We start from the raw sequence: 23,332 nt of genomic DNA on the forward strand, positions 1-23,332 counted from the left end.
GCGCCAGTGCGGTTCGCACGGCATGGAAGATGGGGGCGAGGGCTTATCCGCGGGCCTGGCCGGCGTGCGATTGCCACAGCAGCGCCGACTCGATGGCCAGCGCCGGACCGATCACGTCATTCATCAGTTGTTCGGCCGCGCGCTGGATGACGCCTTCGGCCTGGCGGCGGATCGCCGGCGGCTCGTTGTCCCGGTACCCAAGGTAGAACGTGCGCTCGGGGGGCGACAGGCGCTGGCCTTTGCGGGAATGCAGCGACGACATGGAGTGGATCTGCACCAGCGGGATGAAGTGCCGGACTTCCCAGAGGCACAGGGGCGTGGTGATGGCGAACCCCATGCCCGAAGACACCAGGCTGAGTATGGGCCCCGCCGTGTCGAACTCGCTGGTGCGCGGAATGTGTACGCCCAGCAGGTTCAGGTAGACATCGATATCGTGCCCGATCACCGATCGGGCGCTATACCGTATCAACGGCAAGGCCCGGCCCAGGCCATCCAGCGTGGATGTGCGGTCGATGCGGGCGTCGCGGGGCAGTACCAGCAGGTAGCGTTCCGAGAACAGGGCGTGCTTGCGCAGCGAGCCTTTGCCGATGGCGGGGCTGGTCGTGACTGTCATGTCGACCTGGCCTTTCTCGAGCTGGCGTTCCAGGTCGGGCGTCAACCCCGACGACAGCCGTATCTCGGGCAAGCCGGATTGGCCCAGGCCGGCCAACAGGCAGGGGCCCAGCGTACCGGCGAAGGACTCGACGGTGCCGAAGCGAACGATGCGCCGCTTCTCGGCATGGAAGGCGCGCATGGCTTCGCGCATGATCGATGCCTGGCGCAGCAGGCGTTCGGCATGTTCGTAGAGTTCCGTGCCTGCCATGGTGGGTTGCGCCGGGCGCATGCCGTGAATGATCAATTCGGTGGCCAGGCCCGTTTCCAGCTGCTTCAGCCGCTGCGAGACCGCGGCCCGCGAAATGCCCAGTTGCCGGGCGGCCTGCGCCAGCGTGCCGGTTTGCACGATAAGCACCCAGGTCAGCAGCAGGTTCCAGTCGGGGATGTCGCTGAAGTCGTGGTCGAAAGCACTCGGCGGGCTGGGCACGGGCATGGCGGGGCAACCTGGGCGTTGCGGCGCGCAGGCGCCGATACGGGCCGCTGCCCCGGACGGGGGCGGCGCCCTATCATAAACAGCCTTGCAGCCAGCGCTTCAGGTTTGCCACGAATATCTGCCGGACCCGCACGGCATTGCCATCCGAGAAGCCCGCGCTGTGGGGTGAGACGATGACATTGTCCAGGTCCCATAGCGGCGATGCGGCGGGCAGGGGTTCGTGGTGGAACACATCCAGGAATGCGCCGCCCAGCCGGCCTGCCTGCAAGGCCTGGATCAGCGCAGGTTCGTCGACGACGTGGCCGCGCGCCACGTTGACCAGGCAGGCATGCGCGGGCAGGGCCGCCAGCATGCCGGCGCTGACCAGGCCGCGGGTGGTATCCGTAAGCGGGCAGGCCAGCACCAGCCATGACGTGTCGGGCAGCAGTTCGCGCAGGCCGTCGTAGCGTACCGTGCGGATGCCGTCGCCCGCCGGCGTATCGCCATGGCGCGCTACCGACACTTCCAGGCCCAGCGCCTGCAGCAGATGCCCGATGCGTTGCCCGATGCCGCCCCAGCCCACCACGACGGCGCGCTGCCCTTGCAGGTCGCGCGGCATGCGGTCATCCAGCAGCGGTTCCCAGGCATGCCGCTGCTGGGCCTGCATCAGCAGGGGCAAGCGCCGGGCCAGCGCCAGCAGTCCGGTGATGGCCATCTGCGCGACCACGGCATCCGAGGCGCCATGCGACGCCGTGACCCGGGCGCCGCGCTGGCGCATTTCCTGGTAGACATCGCGATCCAGCCCGGCCGAGTGCACATGCAGCCATTGCAGGCCCTGGGTGGCCCGCAGGGCGGCATAGAAGCGCTCGGTGTCGGGCAGGATCTCGAACTTGGTCGAGCGCCCGGTGATGTCGCGCGATATGAACGCGACGTCGGCCTGGACGGACTGCGGGTCGCCCGGATGGCACAGGACGATGTCGCGCCCCAGCCCTTGCAGGCCGGGGGCAAGTGTGCGGGCTTCCCGTTCCGAGCACAGGATGCGCAGGGGCTGCTCAGTGGTCATTGTGCTTTCACGTCGGCTTGGTCCACGATTTTCTTCCACTTGTCGTGTTCGATATGCGTGAATTTATCGAATTCCTCGGCCGTGCCCCCCACCGGGTTGGCGCCTTCGTTCAGCAATTGGTCGTGCAGCCCCGGCAGGGCGGCGTTGACTCCCTTGTTGATGATGGCGATCACTTCGGGCGGGGTGTTCTTGGGCGCGAAGAAGCCGAACCAGGAGCCGGCGTCGAAATCCTTGAAGCCCGATTCCGCGACGGTGGGAATGTCGGGCAGCGAGGGCGAGCGCTGGTTGGTGCTGACCGCCAGCGCGCGCAGCTTGCCGGCGCGGATCTGCCCCATGACCGAAGGCGCGGTGGCGAACATGAAGTCGAGCCGGCCGGCGATCAGGTCGTTGATGGCGTCGGCGCCCTTGTAGGGCACATGCGTGGCGTCCTTCGCGCCGATTTCCTGCATCAGCAGGAAGCTGGACAGGTGCGACGAGGTGCCTACGCCGGTCGAGCCGTAGTTCAGGCTCTTCTTGGACTTGGCGTATTTCAGGAAATCGTCGAAGTTCTTGATGGGCAGCTCGGGCGGCACCACCAGCACATTGGGCACCGTGGCGATCTGCACGATGGGCGCCAGGTCGGTCAGCGGATCATAGCTGAGCTTGTTCAGCGAGGGGTTGACGGCGATCGGGCCGACCGAATCGACGATCAGCGTGTAGCCGTCGGGGTCCGAGCGCACCACGTATTCGGTGCCGATGTTGCCGCCCGCGCCGGGCCGGTTTTCCACTACGAACGATTGCGACAACTGTTGCGCCAGTTGTTCGCTGACGCTGCGGGTGAGCTTGTCGGTGGTGCCGCCCGCGGTGAATGCCACCACGACCTTGACCGGCCGCTCGGGATAGGCCGCCTGGGCGGGCAGGGCTGCGGCCAGGCCCAGGATGCCCGCCGCCACGATGGAAATGCAGCTTGTCTTCATGATCGTCTCTCTCCACTTTATCGTTATGCACGGAACTGCGGCTGGCGGACACGGCCCGTGGCCGTTGCTCGCCAGCCGCATAGACTTCTTACGGCTGCTGGCGCGCGCCGTGGCGCGGCGCATGATCAATCGCGGTAGCTGCTGTCCAGGCGGTCCAGCTTGCGCAACAGCGCCGGCCATTCCATCACGCCATAGGGGCGGCGCGTGCCGGGCTGGTAGTTGTTCCAGGTTTCTTCCAGGACCTGTGGCGAGACTTGTTGCAGCGGCTGCTGCGTGGCCTGGGCCGCCAATTGCGTGCGGCACGCCAGTTCCAGGCGATGCATCCAGTTGAAGGCCTCGCCCACGGTGCGGCCCACCGTCAGGGCGCCGTGGTTGCGCAGGATGAGCGCTTCGCCATTGCCCAGGTCTTCGATCAGCGATGCCTGTTCCTTGGTGTCCAGCACCACGCCCTGGTAGTCGTGATAGCCGATCTTCAGGAAGCGCATCGCCGTCTGGGTCGAGGGCACCAGCCCGCAGGCCAGCGACGACACGGCCATCGAGGCCCAGCTATGGGTATGGATGACACAGTCCACGTCGTGGCGCGCCGCGTGCACTGCGCTGTGGATGACGTAGCCGGCCTTGTTGATGCCATAGCCGAGTTCGCCGAAATCGGGCTTGGCCAGCACATTGCCGGCCAGATCGACTTTGATCAGGCTGGACGCCGTGATCTCTTCGTACATCATGCCGTACGCATTGATGAGGAAGGCATTTTCTTCATCGGGTACGCGCATCGAGATATGGTTGGCCATCATGTCGGCCATGCCGTACAACTCTACCAGCCGATAACAGGCGGCCAGGTCGACGCGCGCCTTCCATTCCGCTTCCGAGCATTGGTCCCGCATGGACGGAATCTGCAACACGCCGCTCTTGGTCATGGCCTTCCCTTATATGAATGAGTGATATGGCCCACCAGGGCGCCATCGGGAACCATCCAATTTAAGAGCGATGGCGGTTTGGTGGTAGTGTCCAATCGTAAACAGGCCTTCACCGTTCGTGAAGTGCCGGCAAGGGACCGTACCCCGGCCGGCAGGGGCGGCCGGGCCGGGAACGGCCCGCCGTGCGGCGCCCAGGCTAGCCGGCGCGCGCGCCGGAGGCTTGCACCACCTTGCCCCAGCGCGAGATCTCGGTTTGCAGGAACTGCTGGAAATCGGCGGGCGTGCTGCCCACGGCGATCAGCCCTTCATCGAGCAGGCGGCGCTGGATCTTCGGGTCGCCCAGTACGCCGGCGGCGGCCTGCGACAGCCGCTTGGCCTGCGCAGCGTCCATGCCGGCCGGGCCCAGCAGGCCGTACCACGCGCTGAAATCGTAGCCGGGCAGGGTGTCGGCGATGGGCGGGATAGCGGGGAATTCTTCCATGCGCCGCGCGCTGCTGACGCCCAGCGGCTTCAAGGCTCCGGCCTGCAACTGGCCCTGGGCCAGCGCGGCCCCGGCGAACATCAGGCTGACCTGCCCGCCGATCAGGTCGTTCATGGCGGGGGCGGTGCCTTTGTAGGGCACCAGCAGCAGGTCGACGCCGGCCTGCATCTTGATGACTTCCGCGCCCAGGTGGCCCGCCGACCCGATGCCGGGCAGGGCCATGCTCAGGGCACCTGGCTCGGCCTTGGCCAGCGCGATCAGTTCGGCCATGTCATCGGCCTTGACCGATGGGTGCGCCACCAGGATGGAAGGGGCATTGGCCACATGGGAAATCGGAGTGAAACCCCGCACCGGATCGAACGGCAGGTTGGGGTACAGGGTGGCGTTGATGGCATGGCTGGTGTAGCACATCAGCAATGTGCGGCCATCGGGTTTGGCCCGCGCGATTTCCTGCGCGGCGATGTTGCCCCCCGCGCCTGGCCGGTTGTCGACCATGAAGGTCTCGCCCAGTACGCGTCCCATCTCGGCGGCCAGCGTGCGTGCCACGGTGTCGGTTCCCCCGCCAGGCGTGGCGCCGACGATGACGCGCGTGGTGGCGCCCTGGGCCTTGGCCAGGCCCGACACCGCCAGCGCACCGGCACCCAGCGCGCCCATGAATGTTCTTCTCTGCATGACTGTCTCTCCGTGCGTTTCTTGATTGGCGTTTGGGCGGTAGTCTAGTCACAGCAGGGCATGAACGAATAGCGAACTTATTTGAACTGCTTGCTAAGGGTTTTTGACGCCGGGCCTGCCAGCCGCAGGGTGGACAGCAAGCCGATGGCGCAGCGCGGGCGGTTCTCCGGGGCTGCGCCATTGCCCTATTCGCAGTACGCTTTGGAGTCTTCTTTTTTCCAACCGATCAGGACTTCAATCCATGAAATACCGCCGCCTCGGTGCCAGCAATCTGCGTGTTTCCCCGTTGTGCCTGGGTACCATGATGTTCGGTGAACAGACTCCGTTCGACGAAGCCGAACGCATCGTCGCGTCGGCGCGCGACGCCGGGCTGAATTTCATCGATACGGCCGATGTCTATAACCAGGGCCGTTCGGAAGAGGTCGTGGGCAAGTTGCTGGGCGGGCAGCGCCACGATTGGGTGCTGGCCACCAAGATCGGCAACGGCGTGGCGCGCGTGCCCAACCGTTCGCATTATTCGCGCCAGTGGATCGTGCAGGGCGTCGATGCCAGCCTGGCCCGGCTGGCCACCGACTACATCGATATCCTTTACATGCACCGCGACTTCCATGACGAGAATCTGGAAGAGGCCATTGGCGCCATAGGCGACCTGATCCGCGCCGGCAAGCTGCGCAGCTTCGGGCTGTCGAACTTCCGCGGCTGGCGCATCGCCGAGGTCATCCGGCTGTGCCGCGACCTGGGCGTGCCGCAGCCCGTGGTGTGCCAGCCGTACTACAACATGCTGAACCGCGGGCCCGAAGTCGAGATATTGCCGGCCTGCGGCCACTATGGCCTGGGGGTGGTGCCGTACAGCCCCATCGCGCGAGGGGTGCTGACCGGCAAGTATGCCCCCGGCCAGCCACCGGCATCCGATACCCGTGCCGGACGTGGGGACAAGCGCATCCTGGACACCGAATTCCGCGAAGAATCGTTGCAGATCGCTGCCGAGCTCACCGCCTACTGCGACGGGCGCGGGGTGCGGCCGGGCCATTTCGCCACCGCGTGGGTGCTGGCCAATCCCTTGATCACCGGCGTGATCGCCGGCCCGCGCACCTTGGCGCAGATGCAGGACTACTACGCCGCGCTCGACCTGCAGATCACGCCGCAGGAAGAGGCCATGGTCAACGCATGGGTAACGCCGGGCCATGCTTCGGCCCCTGGCTACAACGACCCCAGCTACCCCTTCTACGGCCGCCCGGTCGAGGTGGCCGCCCAGGTGTCAGGCTCCGCAGGTGCCTGACACCCTACGACTGAGACAGGCGTGGCACACCATGGTGTCAGGCACCTGCGGAGCCTGACACCTGCGATCGCCCGCCCCAAGGTTGCGCTTGCCGCGCCCCGCGCGCATCATGGCTGTACCAACCGCCCGGCCCGGGGCATTTGCGCGGGCTGGCGCGGCGGCGCGGCCGGCGGCTTGTCCGCCTCCTGTACGCATGGCTTGAAATACGCCGACTCGCCGCCAGATACGAACTATGGCCAAGAGGGCAAGTTCATGAGATCGCGCGATTTTTCATCCTGGATCTGGGGCGACGCGTTGTCGCTGCTGGAACACGCCGAGCGCTTGCATCGTCAGTTGCTGCGCGCCGGCCCCGCCGATGCGCCCCACTGGGAACCCCCGGTGGACGTCATCGAAACCCCTGCTGCCGTGCTGGTTTACGTGGCATTGCCCGGCGTGCCCTCGGACACGCTGGTGGTGGCATTCGACCCTGGCGGGATCACGGTCTCGGGCGTGCGCCCGATGCCCTGCGCGGCCAATGCCCGCATTCACCGATTCGAAATTCCGTACGGCCGCTTTCGCCGCCGCATTCCGCTACCGCTGCACGCGCTTGAACCGGAATCGTCCGAACTGGCCGATGGCTGCCTGATCTTGACCCTGAATAAACTGAGGGAGGCTCCATGAGCGACACCCGTACTTTGCCCGACGACGCGCGCATCATCATTCCGCTGCGCGACGCGGTGTTGTTTCCCGGTGTACTGTCGCCCGTTACCGTGCGGCGCGAGTCGTCGGTGGCGGCCGCCCAGGAAGCGGTCAAGACCGAACGCCCGGTGGGCTTCCTGCTGCAGCGCGACGCGTCCAAAGACGCGGTCGGCCCTGACGACCTGCGCTGGGTGGGTACCGAGGGGCCCATCGCCCGCTACATCACCGGGCAGGATGGCGCACATCATCTGCTGGTACAGGGGCAGTCGCGCTTTCGCGTGCTGGAATTCCTGACCGGCTGGCCGTACCTGGTGGCGCGCGTGGCCGAGATCCCGGCCGCCGAAGACCAGGACAGCCAGACCGAGGCGCGTTTCCTGCAGCTCAAAGAGCAGGCCATCGACGCCATCACCTTGTTGCCCAACGTGCCCGACGAGCTCATCGGCGTGGTGCGTGGTATTGAATCGCCGGGCTTGCTGGCCGACATGGTTACCCACATGATCGACATCAAACCCGAACAGAAGCAAGACATACTCGAAACCTTCGACCTGTCGGGCCGCCTGGACAAGTCCATCGAGCTGCTGGCCGGGCGCGTCGAAGTGCTGCGCCTGTCGAAAGAGATCGGCGACCGCACGCGGGCGCAGTTCGACGAACGCCAGCGCGAGACCGTGCTGCGCGAGCAGTTGCGCCAGATCCAGAAAGAACTGGGCGATATCGACGACAGCGCGGCCGAAGTGGCGCGCCTGAAAGAAACCATCGATGCCGCCGGCATGCCCGACGAAGTGCTCAGCCATGCCCGCAAGGAACTGGGCCGGTTGCAGCGCATGGGCGAAGCCAGCGGCGAATCGGCCATGCTGCGCACCTACCTGGAATGGCTGACCGAACTGCCTTGGAAGCAGCAGCCGCAGCCGCCCATCGACCTGGCCGAGGCGCGCAAGGTGCTGGACGAAGACCACTTCGGCCTGGACAAGATCAAGCGCCGCATCCTGGAATACCTGGCGGTGCGCAAGCTCAACCCGCAGGGCCGCAGCCCCATCCTGTGCTTTGCCGGCCCACCCGGGGTGGGCAAGACCTCGCTGGGGCAATCCATCGCGCGGGCCACCGGGCGTGCCTTCCAGCGCGTGGCGCTGGGCGGGGTGCACGACGAAGCCGAGATCCGCGGCCATCGGCGCACTTACCTGGGCGCGCTGCCGGGCAACATCATCCAGGCCATGCGGCGCGCGGGCACCAATAATGTGGTGCTGATGCTCGACGAGATCGACAAGCTGGGAGCCGGCGGTTTCCATGGCGACCCCGGCAGCGCGCTGCTCGAGGTGCTGGACCCCGAGCAGAACCACAAGTTTCGCGACAACTACCTGGGCGTGGATTTCGACCTGTCGCACGTCATGTTCATCTGCACGGCGAATATGCTCGACACGATTCCCGGGCCGCTGCGCGACCGCATGGAGATCATCCAGCTGCCCGGCTACACCGAAGAAGAAAAGATCCAGATCGCGCGCCGCTATCTGGTGCGCCGCCAGCTCGAGGCCAACGGCCTGACGGCCGAGCAGGCCGAACTGACCGATGCCGCGCTGGCGTCCATCGTCGGCGACTATACCCGCGAAGCCGGGGTGCGCCAGCTCGAGCGCGAGATCGGCGCCGTGCTGCGCCACGCCGCCATGCAGGTGGCCGAAGGCAAGGCCACCCATGTGACGGTCGATGTCGCCGACCTGCCGGCCGCATTGGGCGCGCAGCGCTTCGAGAGCGAAGTGGCATTGCGCACCAGCGTGCCCGGCGTGGCCACCGGCCTGGCCTGGACGCCCGTGGGCGGCGACATACTTTTCATCGAAGCCAGCAAGACACCCGGCAACGGGCGCCTGATCCTGACCGGCCAACTGGGCGACGTCATGAAAGAGTCGGCACAGACGGCGCTGACGCTGGCCAAGATCTGGAGCGGCGATTCGCTGGAAAAGATCGACGTGCACATCCACGTGCCGGCTGGCGCCACGCCCAAGGACGGCCCCAGCGCCGGCGTGGCCATGTTCCTGGCCTTGGCGTCGCTGCTGTCGGGGCGCCCGGTGCGCTCGGACGTGGCCATGACCGGCGAGGTCAGCCTGCGCGGCCTGGTGCTGCCCATCGGCGGCGTCAAGGAAAAGACACTGGCCGCCTTGCGGGCGGGGATCACCACGGTGATGCTGCCGCGTCGCAATGGCAAGGACCTGGATGACGTACCGGCCGAGGCGCGCGAGAAACTGAAGTTCGTGCTGCTCGATCGCATCGAGGATGCTATTCGCTATGCCATTGATGGGCAGGAAGTGCCGGTGGGTGAAACTGTGGCCTAGCTAGCGGGGTGTTGTTCTACTGGCGTCGGCTCGGGGTGGCGTGACTGCCTTGGCTTCACGGTGCCGTCCGGGCGCCCAGCGCGCCCGGGCCCGGCCCCGAGGCGCCAAGACCCCCACGCCCCCGCGACGACGGCCAATAGAAAAAAACCCCTCAGCCCAAAACGCTCCCCAGCCTAGGCTATTTTTGAATCACCCCGCAGGCGATGCGGCCAGCGCCGCCCCCCAATGGCTTGGGATGGTCGCTGTGGTTGTCGCCGCCCGCGTGCACCATCAGGGCGCGGCCCTGCACGTCGGACAACTTCAGCCGTGGTGCCAGCACCGGCGTGTTGGCGGTGCCATCGGCATTCACATACAAAGCGGGCAGGTCGCCGCGATGGTTGGCGTCGTCCCAGGGCGTGCCGTGTTTCTTGGTGCCGTCCGGATCGTAGTGGCCGCCCGCGGCGCCGGCGGGCACGGTCTTGCCGTCTTGTTCCTTGGCATCGCAACTGCCGTTCTCGTGTACATGGAAGCCATGCACCCCGGGCGGCAGGTCTTTCAGGTTGGGTGTAAGCACCAGGCCGTACTTGCTCTCGGCCAGGCTGACCGAGCCGATGTCGGTGCCCGGGCCCTTATCGGTGGCCAGATGCATCGGCGCGGTGACATCCGCATGGGCGACGGCCGACAGGCTCAGTGCGCCGGCCAGCAAGGTGATCTTCAGATGATGCTGCATGGTTACCTCCTGAAAAGAGAACCGGCGGACGGCGAAGGGCCGCGCGGCCGCCTGTTCTTGCGAAACCACAGGACAGGCCTAGCGTACACAGGCTTTCCGGCTGGCCGCAAGAAATGGCTTGTCAGCGCGCCACGCCACCGTGGAAAACGGCTTCGATGTTGTACCCGTCGGGGTCGTACACGAAGGCGCCGTAATAGTCGGGGTGATATTCCGGGCGCAGCCCGGGTGCGCCGTTGTCGCGCGCGCCGGCTGCCAGGGCGGCCTGGTAAAAAGCCTGTACCTGTTCCACGCTCTTGGCGCGAAAGGCCACGTGTATGCGCGGCGTTGCGGGGTCGCCCTGGGCCAGCCAGAAGTCGCCGCCCGGGTCGCCGCCGTCGTTCGGGTCGCCCGCGCCAAAGCCGGCGACGCCGGGGTGTTCCTTGCGGATGGCGAAGCCCAGGGGCGCCAGGGCAGCCAGGTAGAACTTCCTGCTGGCCTCGAAGTTCGCGACAGTGATGCCGATATGGTCGATCATGGGGGCTCCTGGACGATTCCGTAAATGGGCAGCGACGGCAAGTTCCGTGCCTGGTCGTTGCGTCAGCCCGCGCGCCCGTAGGCGCGCAAGAACGTATTGACCGCCAATGACGCCCAATGCTCGATCTGCGCCTGCGTCGGGCGGGCTTCGGGGTGCGTCAGGTATTCCAGGTGCGGCTCGCCGCGCACCATGCTGACGAACAGGCTGGCGGCCGCGTCGCGCCCGGGTTCGGCCAGGTCGATTTCGCCAGCCTCGACTGCCTGCGCCAGGTGTTCGGCCACACGCATCGTCATGACGTGCGGACCCGCCAGGTAGAGCGCGCGGGCCAATTGCGGAAAGCGCGGTGCGTCGGCCACCGTGACGCGGAACAGGGCCAGCGCGGCAGGCGATAGCACCACTTCCAGATAGCGCACCGCCAGCGCCTTCAAGGTTTCGGGCAGCGCGCCCGGCCGGATGGGAATGCTGCGCACGGCGTCCATGAAGACTTCGCATTCGGCTTGCACCACTGCCACGAACAGGGCTTCTTTGGTCGGGTAATGGGCGTACACCGTCGATTTCGATACGCCGGCCTCGCGCTGGATCTCGTCTGTCGAACCCGCGCTGAATCCCTGTGCCAGGAAGACCTTGCGGGCGCCGGCCAATACGGCGCGCGCCTTGGCCGTCGGTGGGGCGGAAATGGGGTCACTCACATCTGTACCTATCGGTTCGATTTTTCTTGACATTACCATATTGCCGCCATAATGTATCGAACCGAACCGTTCGGTATAGTCAATAAATCATGGCACTTACCTCCTTGAAGACCGCATCCGCTTTTCCACGCCAGGCCGGGCCGGCGCTGCTGGCGCTGGCCCTGCTGGCGGGATGCGCCGTGGGGCCGGATTTCCAGGCGCCCGAAGATGCGCTGTCGGCGGCCGTCCTGGCGCCCCGCCACGACAGCGTGGCCAACGCCGCCTTGATTCCCGCGCCCGTGCCTGAGCAGTGGTGGCGCCTGTTCGGCGACGAGACTTTGAACCAGCTGCAGGCGCGCGCGGCGCAGGGCAACCTGGATCTGCAGGCCGCGGCCAGCCGTATCGCGCAAAGCCGGGCGCGCGCCGGGATAGCGGATGCCGCGGCATTGCCGCGGGTGGGGGCGGGTGCCAGCGTCATGCGCGAAGCCGCAAGCCAGAATGGCCGGCTGGTGGCCATGGGGGCCGGCACCGACGTGCACGAATACTGGCGGGCCGGTCTGGATGCAGGGTGGGAGCTCGATCTGTGGGGCCGGGTGCGCCGCCTGCGCGAAGGGGCCGGCGCCGCCTTGCAGGCCAGCCTGTATGACCAGGAAGGGGTGCGGGTCGCCGTGTCGGCCGAACTGGCCGCGGCCTATTTCCGCTTGCGCGGCGCCCAGGCCGATGCCGACACGGCAGGCCGCCTGCGCGATACCGCCGCGCAGTGGGCGGCGCTGGTTCGCAGCCGGCGGCATCATGGCGTGAGTACGCATCAAGACATGGCGGCGGCACAGGCCCATTACGATGCGATGGACGCCCGCGTGGCACGTGCCGTGCAGCGCCGCGATGCCCTGTTGAACGCGCTGGCGTTGCTGGTGGGCCAGCCGCCCCGCACCCTGGATGCCGAGCTTGCGCTCAGCGCGGCCGCACCGGCCCGGATGCTGGCGCTGCCGATCGGCTTGCCGTCAGAGCTGGCGCGCCGGCGTCCCGACATCCAGCAGGCCGAGGCCCGGCTGCGCGCGGCCACGGCCGCCATCGGCGTGGCGCAGGCCGACTTCTACCCGCGTATCGAGCTGGTCGGCGCCTTTGGCACCGAAGCCTTCGATGGCGCCGACCTGGGCAATTGGGCATCGCGCCAGTTTTTCCTGGGCCCGGTGATCTACTTGCCCATATTCGAGGGCGGCCGCTTGCGGGCCCGCCTGGCCCTGAGCCAGGCCCATCAACAGGAAGCTGCCATCGCGTATCGCAGCACGGTGCTCAAGGCATGGCACGAGATCGATGATGCCCTGGATGCCTGGGCGGCACAGCGGCAGCGCCAGGATGCATTGCGGCATGCCTACACGCAACAATGGCGGGCCCTGCAATACGCAGGCGATACCTATCGCGCCGGCGCCGCAGACCGCCTGGCCCTCGTGCAGGCCGAGCAAGCCATGCTGTCGGCACGCCTGGATGCAGAGGCCGCCGATACGGCGGCGGCGCTGGCGGTGGTCGGTCTGTACAAGGCCCTGGGTGGCGGCTGGCCCGCCCGGCCCGCGCCCGTGGCGGACGCCAGCCTGGCGCAAGAGGCCCGGTAATGGATGCGGACGTCTCCGTCTTGCGGCGGCTGGTGGGCCTGCTGGGGATTTTCCTGGCCGCGATCACCACCAGCCTGGCCACCCGCATGGGTACGCTGGCGCTGGCTGATGTGCGCGGCGCACTGGGCTTCGGGTTCGATGCGGCCTCTTGGCTGACGACCGCCCATGCGGCCGCCGAACTGATCGCCATGCCTTTTTCCGCCTGGTTCGCCATTACGGTGGCGATGCGGCGCTTCGTGTCGTGGGTCATCGCCCTGAGCGCGGCGGCCTGCCTGCTGGTGCCGTGGGCGCACAGCCTGGAATGGATGCTGGTGCTGCGCGTGATACAAGGCCTGGCGGGCGGGGCGCTGATCCCCTTGCTGATGATGGCGGCCCTGAAATTCCTGCCTGCGCCGGTCAAGCTGTACGGGCTGGCGCTGTACTCGCTGACGGCGACACTGGCGCCTACGTTGGCGATCTGGCTGGTGGGCGTCTGGACCGACCATTATGCGGACTGGCGCCTGGTGTACTGGCAGTCATTGCCGCTGCTGGCAATGGCGGGGGCGCTGTCGGCCTGGGGGCTGCCGCGCGATGCGGCCCGGCCCGAACGCTGGCGGCAATGCAACTGGATCGGCCTGGCCTGCGGCGCGGCCGCGCTGGGCGCGCTGGCGGTGGCGCTGGACCAGGCCGTGCGCCTGGACGGCTTCCAGTCGCCCTTGATTGCGTTCTGCACTTATGCCGGCTTGCTGCTGCTGGCCGCGTACCTGTACAGCGAATGGCGGCATCCCGATCCTTTCCTGCAATTGCGGCTGCTGGCGCGGCGCAACCTGGGGCTGGGCTTCACGATCTTCGTCTGCATGCTGACGCTGCTGTCGTGCGCGTCGCTGCTGCCGGTGGGGTACCTGGGGCGGGTGTGGGGATATCGCGCGCTGCAAAGCGCGCCCATCGGGCTGATCATCGGCGTGGCGCAACTGGTGCTGGCGCCGGCGGTTGCCGCGCTGCTGTACCGCAAATGGCTCGACGCGCGAATCATGTTCAGCCTGGGCCTGGTATTGATTGCCTGCGCCTGCTGGCAAAGCGCGGGCCTGACGTCGGCATGGGTCTGGCAGCAATTCATATGGGTGCAGGCCCTGAATGCCCTGGGCCAGCCCATGGCGGTGGTGTCTTTGCTGTTCCTGGCCACCAGCGTGGTGCAGCCCCGGGAAGGGCCCTATGTATCGGGCACCATCAACACGCTAAGGGGGCTGGGCAGCCTGCTGGCCGGCACGGTCGTGGGCCAGGCGCTGGTGGTGCGCGAGCGCTGGCATGCCGAAGGCTTGCTGGACCGGCTGGGCCGGGTTTCCGGCATCTTGCCCGGAACCGATGCGCCATCGCTGGCCGCGCCGCTGCACGAGCAGGCGTTCGTCATGGCCACCGCCGACGTCTATCGCGCCGCCGGGTTGCTGGCCCTGCTGCTGATTCCGCTGGTGCTCAGCCTGCATCGCCGGCAACCGCCTGCCTCGTTGCCCGAACAATCTCACCCTCATCCTGGATAAAGCATCATGGCATTTTCCCGACGCGCGCGTGGCGGCGTGATTTTGATGGCCCTGGCCTTGCTGGCCGGCGCATTGTGGCTCGATCGCCCGGAAAGCGCGGCGGCCAGCCAATCCACCGACTACGCTTACGTGCATGCCGATTTCACGCAGGTGGCTGCGCGCGTGCCCGGTACGCTGGCACAGGTGTTGGTCGAAGACAACCAGCACGTTGCCGCAGGCGATTTGCTGGCCACGCTGGACGACCGCGATTATGCGGCGGCGTTGGCCAGCGCCCGTGCTCAGGTGGCTGGCGAGCAGGCCGCCATCGACAGCCTGCGCGCCCAGCAGGCCCGCCAGGCGGCAACCATACGGCAGGCCGCTGCCGTCCTGGATGGCGACGATGCTTCGCTGATGTTGGCGCGGGCCGAGGCGGCGCGCTATCGCAAGCTGGCCGCCGAGGGGTCGGGCACGGTGCAGCAGCGCCAGCAGGCGCAGTCGCAGCTACAGGTGCTGCAGGCGGGCCGCGCGCAGCATGCCGCGGCCCTGGAAGCGGCGCGGCGGCAAGTCGATGTGCTGGACGCGGGGCTGCGGCAGGCCCAGGCCCAACTGGCGCAGGCCCAGGCGGCGCAGGCGGCCGCCGAGCTGCAGTTGTCGTATACGCGCATTACGGCACCCATCGCCGGCGTGGTGGGGCACCGGGCGCTGCGCGTGGGGGCTTATGTGGCGCCCGGCAAGCCCTTGCTGGCCATCGTGCCCCTGGATCGACTCTATGTCGAGGCGAACTTCCGCGAAACCCAGTTGGCACGCGTGCGGCCGGGGCAGCAAGTGCGGATCGCGGTCGATGCCTTGCCCGACGTCGAACTGACGGGCCGCGTCGATAGCCTGGGGCCGGCCAGCGGCGTGACCTATGCCCCCATCGCGCCGCACAATGCCACGGGCAACTTCACCAAGATCGTCCAGCGGCTGCCGGTGCGCATTGCGTTCGACACCGGGCAGCCGGCCCTGCAAAAGCTGCGCGTGGGCATGTCGGTGCAGCCCGAGATCGATATCGACGACGATCAGGAATGAGATCGGCGGCGCTTTGCGCCGCGCCGCGTTGCTACTGCATGCCCGTGGTCACCAGGATGGTGCCCAGCGTCGTGCCCATGGCCTTCACCATCGGGCCTTTTTCCGCATCCAGCCATTCGTCCAGGGCGTGCGAGCGGCCGAACGTGCCGGGCGCCATGCGGCCTACGGTGATGGCGGGCACGCCCAGGCTCATGGGCAGGTTCGAGTCGGTCGAGCTGCGGTTCAGGTTGGGCTCATAGCCGCCCGCCTTGATGGCCGAGATGGCGTACTGCACGATGTCGGTATCGACCGCCGTGGTGCCGGCGGGCCGATCGCCGATGGGCTCGAGTTTGAGCTTGATTTCGCCTTCCTTGGTCGAGCGCGCGAAATTCTCGGTGGCCACCGCTTCCTTCACGATAGTCAGGAAGCGATCTTCCACGCGCTTGAGCGCGTCGACGTCTTCCGAACGCATGTCCACTTCCATCCACGCATCGACCGGGATCGAATTGACCGAAGTACCGCCGCCCAGGCGGCCGATGCTGTAGGTGGTCTTGGGATGCGCCGGCACCGATATGGTCGAGAACGCCGTGGCAGCCTGGCCCAGCGCGAACATGGGGTTGACCAGGCCGAATGCGCCGAAGCTGTGTCCGCCGGGCCCCTGGAAGGTGGCGCGATAGCGCTTGGATCCTACGCCGCCGTGCGTGACGCGCGCCACCGAGCCCGATTCGACCGAATAGAAGGCCTTGATCTTGCCCTGGTACTTGCCCTTCGTGAACAGGTAGCGCACGCCGCGCAAGTCGCCCGGGCCTTCTTCGCCCACCGTGCCGACGAACAGGATGTTGTCGCGGGTGCGGATGCCGGCGGCATCCATGGCGCGCACGTAGCCGGCCAGCACCGCCAGGCTCATGGTGTCGTCGCCGATGCCGGGCGCGGCCAGCCGCGTGCCTTCGCGCTTGACCTTGACATCGGTGCCTTCCGGAAACACCGTGTCCATATGGGCCGACACCACCACGACCTGGTCGCCGCCCGCGGTGCCCGGGCGCAGCCCCAGTACATTGCCTTCTTCGTCCAGCGTGACGTCTTTCAGGCCGCTGGCGCGCAGCAGTTCGGCAAACGCCTGGGCCCGTTTTTCTTCCTTGAAGGGCGGGGCGGGAATCTCGGTCAGGGTAATGCCATCTTCCACGATGCGCCCGTGCTGCTCATCGAGCACGGCCAGCGCTTTCTTGTAGGCGTCCGACGACAACACTTTCTGTACGGCCTGGTCGTGCGCCGCGCTGGATTGAATCGCTTCCTTGGCCAGCGCGGGGGACGCCGCGCATGCCATGGACACCGCCCACACAACTGCAACACGCCGGAACTCTTGCAACATCGCTGTCTCTCCTTGGGTTGAAGGCGAGTCTGAACAGTGGGTGAGTTTATTTGTCTTGTCAATAATCTTCAGGGCCTTGCGCGCCGCGGGGCGGCATGTGGCTTGCTGCAGCAAGGCGGTGGCATCCGGGCGGTCCGCATGATGCCGGCGTTTTGTAATTTTTGGAGTTCCCCCATGCTTGATACTGCCGACCGGCCCGTCATCCTGATCACGGGCGCTTCCGGCAACCTGGGCAGGTCGCTGGCCGGTTATCTGGAAACCGACTATCGCATCGTAGGCCTGGACCGCAAGAGCAAGGATGCCGGCTTTCCGGTCTTCGAGGTAGACCTCAGCGCCGACGCGTCGGTGCGCCAGGCCTTGCAGACCGTGCGGCAGGAATACGGCGCAACGCTGGCCGCGGTGATCCACCTGGTGGCCTATTTCGATTCCACCGGGGCCGACAATCCGCTGTATCGCGTGGTGAACGTCGATGGCACGGCCCGCCTGCTGCGTGAGCTGCGCGACCAGTTCCAGGTCGAACGCTTTGTCTATGCCAGCACCATGCTGGTCCACGCGCCGGGCAAGCCGGGTGAACTGATAGCCGAAGACCAGCCGTTCGGGCCGGAATACGTGTATCCGCAATCCAAGCTGCAGGCCGAAGAGGTAGTGCGCCGCGAACACGGCGACATGCCGTACGCCATCCTGAGGCTGGCCGGCGTCTACGACGAACAGACGGTGGTGCCCACGCTGGCGCAACAGATCGCGCGCATCTACGAGCGCGACCTGGAAAGCTATTTTTATTCGGCCTCGAACCAGGTAGGCCAATCGATGCTGCATCGGGACGACTTGCACGAAGCGGTGCGCCTGACGCTGGAACATCGCGCCACGCTGCCGGCGGACGCCGAAATGCTGATCGGCGAGACCGAGGCGCTGGGCTACGATGCGTTGCAGGACGAGATCGGCTGCCTGATCCACGGCACCGAAGACTGGCCCACGCTGCGCGTGCCCAAGGCGGTGGCCGCCACCGGCACCTGGATGCGCGAGAAGCTCGAGCCGCTGGTGCCCGATGCGCTGGACCAGGGTGAAAAACCCTTCATCAAGCCCTACATGGTCGCCATGTCGGATGCCCACTATGCGCTGGATACGGCGCGCGCCGAAGACTGGCTGGGATGGCGGCCCCGGCATCGGCTCAAGCGCAGCCTGCCGGCCATCATCGCCAACCTGAAGCGCGACCCGCTGGCCTGGTATCGCGCGCAAGGCATGTCGCCGCCGCAGTTCCTGCGCGACAGCGCCGGGCAGGTGGACGATGCCGAGCAGTTCCGGGCCCGCCAGGCACAGTCGTACCGCAGCGCCCATGCCGAGAACCGCTGGGCGCATTTCTTGAACATTGCCCTGGGCACCTGGCTGATATGCCAGCCGCCGCTGGTGGGGGTGCAGGAACCCTTGTTGCGCGGCGCTGAAATCGGGCTGGGAGCGCTGCTGGTGATATTCGCCTTCTTGTCGCTGGGCTGGCAGATGGCCTTCGCGCGCTGGGTGTGCGCGGGACTGGGCGCGCTGATCATGGCCGCGCCATTCGTATTCTGGACCACCAATGGAGCCGCCTACCTGTCGGACACGCTGGTGGGCGGGCTGGCGTTCGGCCTGGCGGTGGGGCTGAAGCCCGAGCCGGGTGTGGCGCCGCTGGCCCGCCTGACGGGGCCCACGACCCCGCCGGGCTGGACCTACAACCCGTCGGATTGGACCCAGCGGGTGCCCATCATCGCGCTGGCGCTGGTGGGCCTGTATGTGTCGCGCTACCTTGCCGCCTACCAGATGGAGCAGGTCGGCCACGTCTGGGAACCTTTCTTCGCCGGCAGTGCCGATGATCCGCGCAACGGCACCGAGGAAATCATCACGTCCAGCGTGTCGCGCGCCTGGCCCGTGCCCGATGCCGCCGTGGGCGCCTATACTTACATGCTGGAAATCCTGACCGGCGTGGTGGGCTCGCGCGCGCGCTGGCGCACCATGCCCTGGCTGGTAGTGATCTTCGGGCTGATGATCGCGCCGCTGGGTATCGTGTCCATCACTTTCGTCATCATCCAGCCCATCGTGATCGGTACCTGGAGCACGCTGGCCCTGATCGGCGCCGCCGCCATGCTGGTGCAGATTCCGTATTCGCTGGACGAGCTGCTGGCCACTTGCCAGTTCCTGCAGCGCCGCCGCAAGGCGGGCAAGAGCCTGCTGCGCGTGTTCCTGTTCGGCGACACCGATGAGGGCGCGCGCGCCGAACCCGTAGATGAGTTCGATCGCCGTCCCACCGCGGTGCTGCGCGATATCGTGCAGGGCGGCGTGTCGCTGCCGCCGACCTTGTGGCTGGCGGCGGCGATCGGCGCGTGGCTGATGTGCACCCGCCTGACGCTGGATACCACGGGCACCATGGCCAACGCCGACCATCTGGTGGGGGCGCTGGTGCTGACCGTGGTGGCCATCGCCGCGGCCGAAGTGGCCCGGCTGGCGCGCTTCCTGCTGGTGCCGCTGGGCGTCGGCCTGCTGGTGGTGACGCCAGTGTACGGCACCAGCTTGCTGCAGATAGCCGCCAACGTGGCGGCCGGCCTGGCGCTGATCGGCCTGGCCGTGCCGCGGGGCAAGATCCTGGGTACGTATGGGCGCTGGGACCGGCTGGTGCTGTAGCTACGAGGCCGGGGCGGTGGCGGCGCTGTCGGGAATCAGGCGCTTGCCCAGGCTGATGACCTCGTCCTGGCGGAACGCCAGTTTTTCGTAGAACGCCACCACGGCGTGGTTGCCGCTGCGCACCAGCAGGTTGATCTTGGGGCACCCGATGGCCACCAGCTGGCGTTCCACGGCCTGCATCAGCGTCGTGGCATAACCGCGGCGCTGATAGCCCGGCGCCACCGCCAGGTAATTGACCCAGCCGCGATGTCCGTCGTAGCCCGCCATGACCGAGGCCACGACGGCATAGCCCGAGGTGCCCACCAGGAACAGGCCGGGCTGTACCGTGAGCTTGCGGGCTATGTCTTTGTAGGGATCGTTCCAGGGGCGCGTCAGGCCGCAGTCATGCCACAGCTGTACAACGGCGTGGGCATCCGATGGCTGGAAGGGCCGGATGGAAAGCGCGGGTGGGGTCATGCTTCGTTCCTTTGAGAGCTGGAGAAACGAAGGCCGGTTCGAATGCCTCGGGCAACAAAGGGCTGAAAATGCAAAAAGGCCACGAGGTAATCGTGGCCTTCGGGGGAAACACCGGGTGGGTGTTCGGACAGCACAAAGCCACTCAACGTCGACGTCGAGAGGTTCGTCGCGAAATCGCGCAAGCGAAAGGGGCGATGGCGATGGCGATGGCAATGGCAATGGCGTAATCCATGGGCAGCAGCATACAGGAACTGCAAGGCTTTGCAACTTGCGGCAATGGGTCCAGCCGCACCCAGCATCCCGCCGTCTTTATATACTGGGGCCTTCCGAATTCTGCGCGGACCTGCCATGACTGTCTCCCCTGCTTGCAGCACACCGTCCGGCATCGTAGACCTGGATGCCGTGGCATTGTCGGCAGCGATCCAGGCGCGCCAGGTGTCGTGCGTGGAAGTCTTGCAGGCCTATCTGGCGCAGATCGATCGCCTCAATCCGGCGGTCAATGCCATGGTGGCCGGGCAAGACCGCGACATCCTGCGGGCACAGGCCGGCGAGCTCGACGCGCAGTTGGCGCGCGGCACCTGCCTGGGGCCGCTGCACGGGTTTCCGCAAGCCCCCAAAGACATCATGCCGGTGCGTGGCATGGTCACCACCAAGGGCTCGCCCATCTACGCGGGCCAGGTAACGCAGGCCGATGCCATCGTGTACGAGCGGATGCGGGCGGGCGGCGCGTTGTTCATCGGTCGCACCAACAGCCCCGAGTTCGGCCTGGGCGGCCACACCTACAACCCTGTCTATGGCGCCACGCGCAATGCATTCGACCCGGCCCGCTCGGCGGGCGGCAGCAGCGGTGGCGCCGGGGTGGCGGTGGCGTTGCGCATGCTGCCGGTGGCCGACGGGTCCGACATGATGGGATCGTTGCGCACGCCGGCGGCTTTCAACAATGTGTACGGGCTGCGCACTACGCCGGGCTGCGTGCCGCACGGCCCCACCGAAGAAGTGTTCTTCCAGCAGTTCAGCGTCAGCGGGCCGATGGCGCGCAACGTGCCCGACCTGGCACTGCTGTTGTCGGTACAGGCGGGTTTCGACGCGCGCTTGCCCTTGACGCGCCGGCGCGACGATCCGCGCGAGTTCGTCACGGCACTGGAACGCGATTGTGCGGGCCTGCGCATCGGCTGGCTGGGCGACCTGGGCGGCCATCTTGCCACCGAGCCCGGCCTGCTGGACGTATGCGCAGGCGCGTTGAAACACTTCGAGGCCATCGGCTGCCGTGTCGAAGCGGCCCAGCCGGCATTCGACCTGTCGCAGTTGTGGCGGGCCTGGCTGGATCTGCGCAGCTTCACGTTTGCCGGCAGCAATGCGCGCCTGTACCAAGATCCGCAGACGCGCGGTTTGCTCAAGCCCGAGGCCGTCTGGGAAATCGAGCGCGGGCTGCGGCTGTCGGGGCAGGATGTATTCCAGGCGGCAGTAGTGCGCTCGGCCTGGCACGGTGCCGTGCAGCAGTTGTTCGAGCAATTCGACTTCCTGGTGCTGCCGGCGGCGCAAGTGTTTCCGTTCGCGGTCGAACAAGACTGGCCGGCCCACGTGGGTGGGCGCGACATGGATACCTATCACCGCTGGATGGAAGCCGTGGTGCCGGCCACCATGGCCGGCTTGCCGGCGCTGGCGGTCCCGGCGGGGTTCGGCGCAGGGGGGTTGCCGGCCGGTATCCAGATCATCGGGCCGGCCCAGTGCGACCTTGGCGTGTTGCAGGTTGGCCTGGCCTACGATCGTGCCAGCGGCTACAGCGGGATGCGCAGTCCGCTGCTGGCGCAATAGGCAGGCCGCTAGCCCAGCCTGCGGCGCAGCGCCTCGAAGAACAGGGTGGCCTGCAGCCGTTCTGACTGCATTTGCTCGGCCACCTTGGCCGCCATGCCGGGGCTGGCCGGCATCAGCGGCCGGCCGCTGGCATGCGCCAGCACTTGTGCCTGGCAGGCGCGTTCCAGAAAGTACAGGTCGTCGTAGGCGTAGTCGATGCGTTGCGCACAGACGACCACGCCGTGGTTGCCCAGGAAGGCGATGTCGGCCGTGCCCATGGCGTGCGCGATGCGCTCGCCCTCGGCGGCATCGAGCGCCAGGCCGTTGTATTGGGCATCGATCGCCAGCCTGCCGTGGTATCGCATGGAATTCTGCGACAGCGTGGTGTCCGGCGCACGCGCGTCGGTCAACGTCAGCGCGGTGGCATAGGGCATGTGCGTGTGCAGCACGCATTGCTTGCCGGCAATGCGATGGATGGCGGCGTGGATGAACATGGCCGTGGGCTCGACGTCGTGCCGGCCCGCCAGTCTGCTGCCCTGGGCATCGACCAGCACGATGTCGTCGGCCTGCACTTCTTCCCACATCAGGCCGCGCGGATTCAGCAGGAACAGGCCGTCCTGGCCGGGCAGGGCCACGCTGAAGTGGTTGCAGATGCCTTCGCCCAGGCCGTGATGAGCGGCCGCGCGCAAGGCCAGCGACAAGTCGCGGCGCAAGGCGGCTACCGCGGGCGTATGAAAGAGTGCGTTCATGGCGTATGGGGTGGGGGACTGGGTGGCGAGAGTCTACCAAGTTCGCGCCGCTGGTAATCAGTACGCTCGATGCCCATGGTCGCAATGGCGGCTCGTCGGCAAGCGGATGTTTTTCTTACAATGAACTGAAATTCTGTTGCGTGGTCCATGCAATAGCGCGCACGCATCCCGGCACGCGCAGCCTTTTACTGGAGTGTCCGATGAAGTTGGTTTCCCCGTTGTTGTTCGCCGCCGCAACTGTCCTGGCCCTGCCTGCCGTCGCAGCGCCCGTCACCTACGATATCGATCCTTCGCATACCTATCCCAGCTTCGAGGCCGACCACATGGGCGGGCTGTCGACCTGGCGCGGCAAGTTCAACCGGACGTCCGGCGTGATCGTGCTGGATCGCGCGGCGCACAGCGGCACCATCGACATCACGGTGCAGATCGATTCCATCGATTTCGGGCACGACGAAATGAACCGCCATGCGGTGGCGGCCGATATCTTCGACGCGGCGCGCTACCCCACGGCCACCTTCAAGGGCCGTTTCACCAAGTTCGACGGCGACCGTCCCGACGAAGCCGAGGGCGAGTTCACACTGCGCGGCGTCACGCGTACCCTGAAGCTGGACATCGACGATTTCAAGTGCATGCAGCACCCGATGGAAAAACGCGAGGTCTGCGGCGCCGACGTTTCTACATCGTTCAATCGTGGCGATTACGGGCTGGATTTCGGCCTGGACATGGGCTTCAAGCCCAAGGTCGAGCTGGAAATCCAGGTCGAGGCGCTGCGCCGGCCTTAGCGCCAGGTGCCCGGGCGCGGATACGGGTACGGTACTTGCTGCACAGGCACACCCCACGAAGGAGA

The 23,332-nt window shown here is 66.8% G+C and carries 19 protein-coding genes and 1 pseudogene; 9 read left to right on the forward strand and 11 right to left on the reverse strand.

The features are described 5' to 3' along the window. Positions 1-43: 43 nt before the first annotated feature. The 5 genes from KW845_RS13320 to KW845_RS13340 form a co-directional block, all read right to left on the reverse strand. Positions 44-1,087: a LysR family transcriptional regulator gene (locus tag KW845_RS13320; protein ID WP_218369691.1), complete on the reverse strand. Its 1,044-nt coding sequence runs from the start codon at positions 1,085-1,087 to the stop codon at positions 44-46. 73 nt (positions 1,088-1,160) lie between these two features. Then, on the reverse strand, positions 1,161-2,129 hold the full coding sequence (locus KW845_RS13325; protein WP_218369692.1) for an NAD(P)-dependent oxidoreductase: 969 nt from the start codon (positions 2,127-2,129) through the stop codon (positions 1,161-1,163). Next, positions 2,126-3,085: a tripartite tricarboxylate transporter substrate binding protein gene (locus KW845_RS13330; protein ID WP_218369693.1), complete on the reverse strand. Its 960-nt coding sequence runs from the start codon at positions 3,083-3,085 to the stop codon at positions 2,126-2,128. Before KW845_RS13330 ends, KW845_RS13325 begins: the two co-directional genes overlap by 4 nt. 125 nt (positions 3,086-3,210) lie before the next feature. Then, the gene (locus KW845_RS13335) at positions 3,211-3,999 is read right to left on the reverse strand and encodes a class II aldolase/adducin family protein (RefSeq protein ID WP_218369694.1); all 789 of its coding nucleotides are present in this window, start codon (positions 3,997-3,999) and stop codon (positions 3,211-3,213) included. 196 nt (positions 4,000-4,195) lie between these two features. Beyond that, entirely contained in the window at positions 4,196-5,152 is a 957-nt protein-coding gene (locus KW845_RS13340) for a tripartite tricarboxylate transporter substrate binding protein (protein ID WP_218369695.1), read from the reverse strand. 241 nt (positions 5,153-5,393) lie between these two features. Between KW845_RS13340 and KW845_RS13345 the strand changes: the two genes are divergently transcribed. The 3 genes from KW845_RS13345 (at position 5,394) to lon (ending at position 9,427) form a co-directional block, all read left to right on the forward strand. Then, a complete protein-coding gene (locus KW845_RS13345; protein ID WP_218369696.1) occupies positions 5,394-6,431 on the forward strand; it encodes an aldo/keto reductase in 1,038 nt (345 codons plus the stop codon). 252 nt (positions 6,432-6,683) lie between these two features. Beyond that, positions 6,684-7,091, forward strand: a complete 408-nt coding sequence (locus tag KW845_RS13350) for an Hsp20/alpha crystallin family protein (protein WP_218369697.1) — start codon at positions 6,684-6,686, stop codon at positions 7,089-7,091. After that, positions 7,088-9,427 carry an endopeptidase La gene (lon, locus tag KW845_RS13355; protein WP_218369698.1) on the forward strand — a complete coding sequence of 780 codons (2,340 nt, stop codon included), beginning with the start codon at positions 7,088-7,090 and terminating at the stop codon, positions 9,425-9,427. Before KW845_RS13350 ends, lon begins: the two co-directional genes overlap by 4 nt. Positions 9,428-9,605: 178 nt before the next feature. Here the strand turns inward: lon and sodC are convergent, their stop codons facing one another. From sodC to KW845_RS13370, 3 genes are all read right to left on the reverse strand, one after another. After that, the gene (gene sodC / locus KW845_RS13360; RefSeq protein WP_218369699.1) at positions 9,606-10,136 is read right to left on the reverse strand and encodes a superoxide dismutase family protein; all 531 of its coding nucleotides are present in this window, start codon (positions 10,134-10,136) and stop codon (positions 9,606-9,608) included. A 121-nt stretch (positions 10,137-10,257) separates the two neighbouring features. Further along, on the reverse strand, positions 10,258-10,650 hold the full coding sequence (locus KW845_RS13365) for a VOC family protein (RefSeq protein WP_218369700.1): 393 nt from the start codon (positions 10,648-10,650) through the stop codon (positions 10,258-10,260). 62 nt (positions 10,651-10,712) lie between these two features. Beyond that, complete coding sequence (locus KW845_RS13370; RefSeq protein ID WP_370628209.1) at positions 10,713-11,339, reverse strand: TetR/AcrR family transcriptional regulator; 627 nt, start codon at positions 11,337-11,339, stop codon at positions 10,713-10,715. Between the two features lie 89 nt (positions 11,340-11,428). On the opposite strand from KW845_RS13370, the gene KW845_RS13375 reads away from it, so the two are divergent. Genes KW845_RS13375 through KW845_RS13385 form a run of 3 tightly spaced genes read left to right on the forward strand, consistent with a single transcriptional unit; the run spans position 11,429 to position 15,489 of the window. Then, positions 11,429-12,928: an efflux transporter outer membrane subunit gene (locus KW845_RS13375; RefSeq protein ID WP_218369702.1), complete on the forward strand. Its 1,500-nt coding sequence runs from the start codon at positions 11,429-11,431 to the stop codon at positions 12,926-12,928. After that, complete coding sequence (locus KW845_RS13380) at positions 12,928-14,442, forward strand: MFS transporter (RefSeq protein ID WP_218369703.1); 1,515 nt, start codon at positions 12,928-12,930, stop codon at positions 14,440-14,442. Before KW845_RS13375 ends, KW845_RS13380 begins: the two co-directional genes overlap by 1 nt. A 6-nt stretch (positions 14,443-14,448) precedes the next feature. Beyond that, positions 14,449-15,489 carry an HlyD family secretion protein gene (locus tag KW845_RS13385; protein ID WP_218369704.1) on the forward strand — a complete coding sequence of 347 codons (1,041 nt, stop codon included), beginning with the start codon at positions 14,449-14,451 and terminating at the stop codon, positions 15,487-15,489. A 31-nt stretch (positions 15,490-15,520) separates the two neighbouring features. Here the strand turns inward: KW845_RS13385 and KW845_RS13390 are convergent, their stop codons facing one another. After that, positions 15,521-16,837, reverse strand: a complete 1,317-nt coding sequence (locus KW845_RS13390) for a M20/M25/M40 family metallo-hydrolase (RefSeq protein ID WP_255592591.1) — start codon at positions 16,835-16,837, stop codon at positions 15,521-15,523. 174 nt (positions 16,838-17,011) lie between these two features. Here KW845_RS13390 and KW845_RS13395 point away from each other — a divergent pair, with 174 nt between their 5' ends. Further along, positions 17,012-19,486, forward strand: a complete 2,475-nt coding sequence (locus tag KW845_RS13395) for an NAD-dependent epimerase/dehydratase family protein (protein ID WP_218369705.1) — start codon at positions 17,012-17,014, stop codon at positions 19,484-19,486. Here KW845_RS13395 and KW845_RS13400 read toward each other — a convergent pair whose 3' ends face one another. Further along, positions 19,487-19,942, reverse strand: a complete 456-nt coding sequence (locus KW845_RS13400) for a GNAT family acetyltransferase (protein WP_218369706.1) — start codon at positions 19,940-19,942, stop codon at positions 19,487-19,489. A gap of 348 nt (positions 19,943-20,290) precedes the next feature. Here KW845_RS13400 and KW845_RS13405 point away from each other — a divergent pair, with 348 nt between their 5' ends. Beyond that, entirely contained in the window at positions 20,291-21,757 is a 1,467-nt protein-coding gene (locus KW845_RS13405; protein ID WP_218369707.1) for an amidase, read from the forward strand. A gap of 8 nt (positions 21,758-21,765) precedes the next feature. Here the strand turns inward: KW845_RS13405 and KW845_RS13410 are convergent. Continuing rightward, positions 21,766-22,494: pseudogene (locus KW845_RS13410) on the reverse strand (aldolase); the annotation flags it as partial. A 191-nt stretch (positions 22,495-22,685) separates the two neighbouring features. Between KW845_RS13410 and KW845_RS13415 the strand changes: the two are divergent. Beyond that, positions 22,686-23,267, forward strand: a complete 582-nt coding sequence (locus KW845_RS13415; protein WP_218369709.1) for a YceI family protein — start codon at positions 22,686-22,688, stop codon at positions 23,265-23,267. The last annotated feature ends 65 nt before the right edge of the window (positions 23,268-23,332 follow it).

It is taken from the genome of Bordetella sp. BOR01, from assembly GCF_019218885.1.
Classification (GTDB): domain Bacteria; phylum Pseudomonadota; class Gammaproteobacteria; order Burkholderiales; family Burkholderiaceae_B; genus Bordetella_A.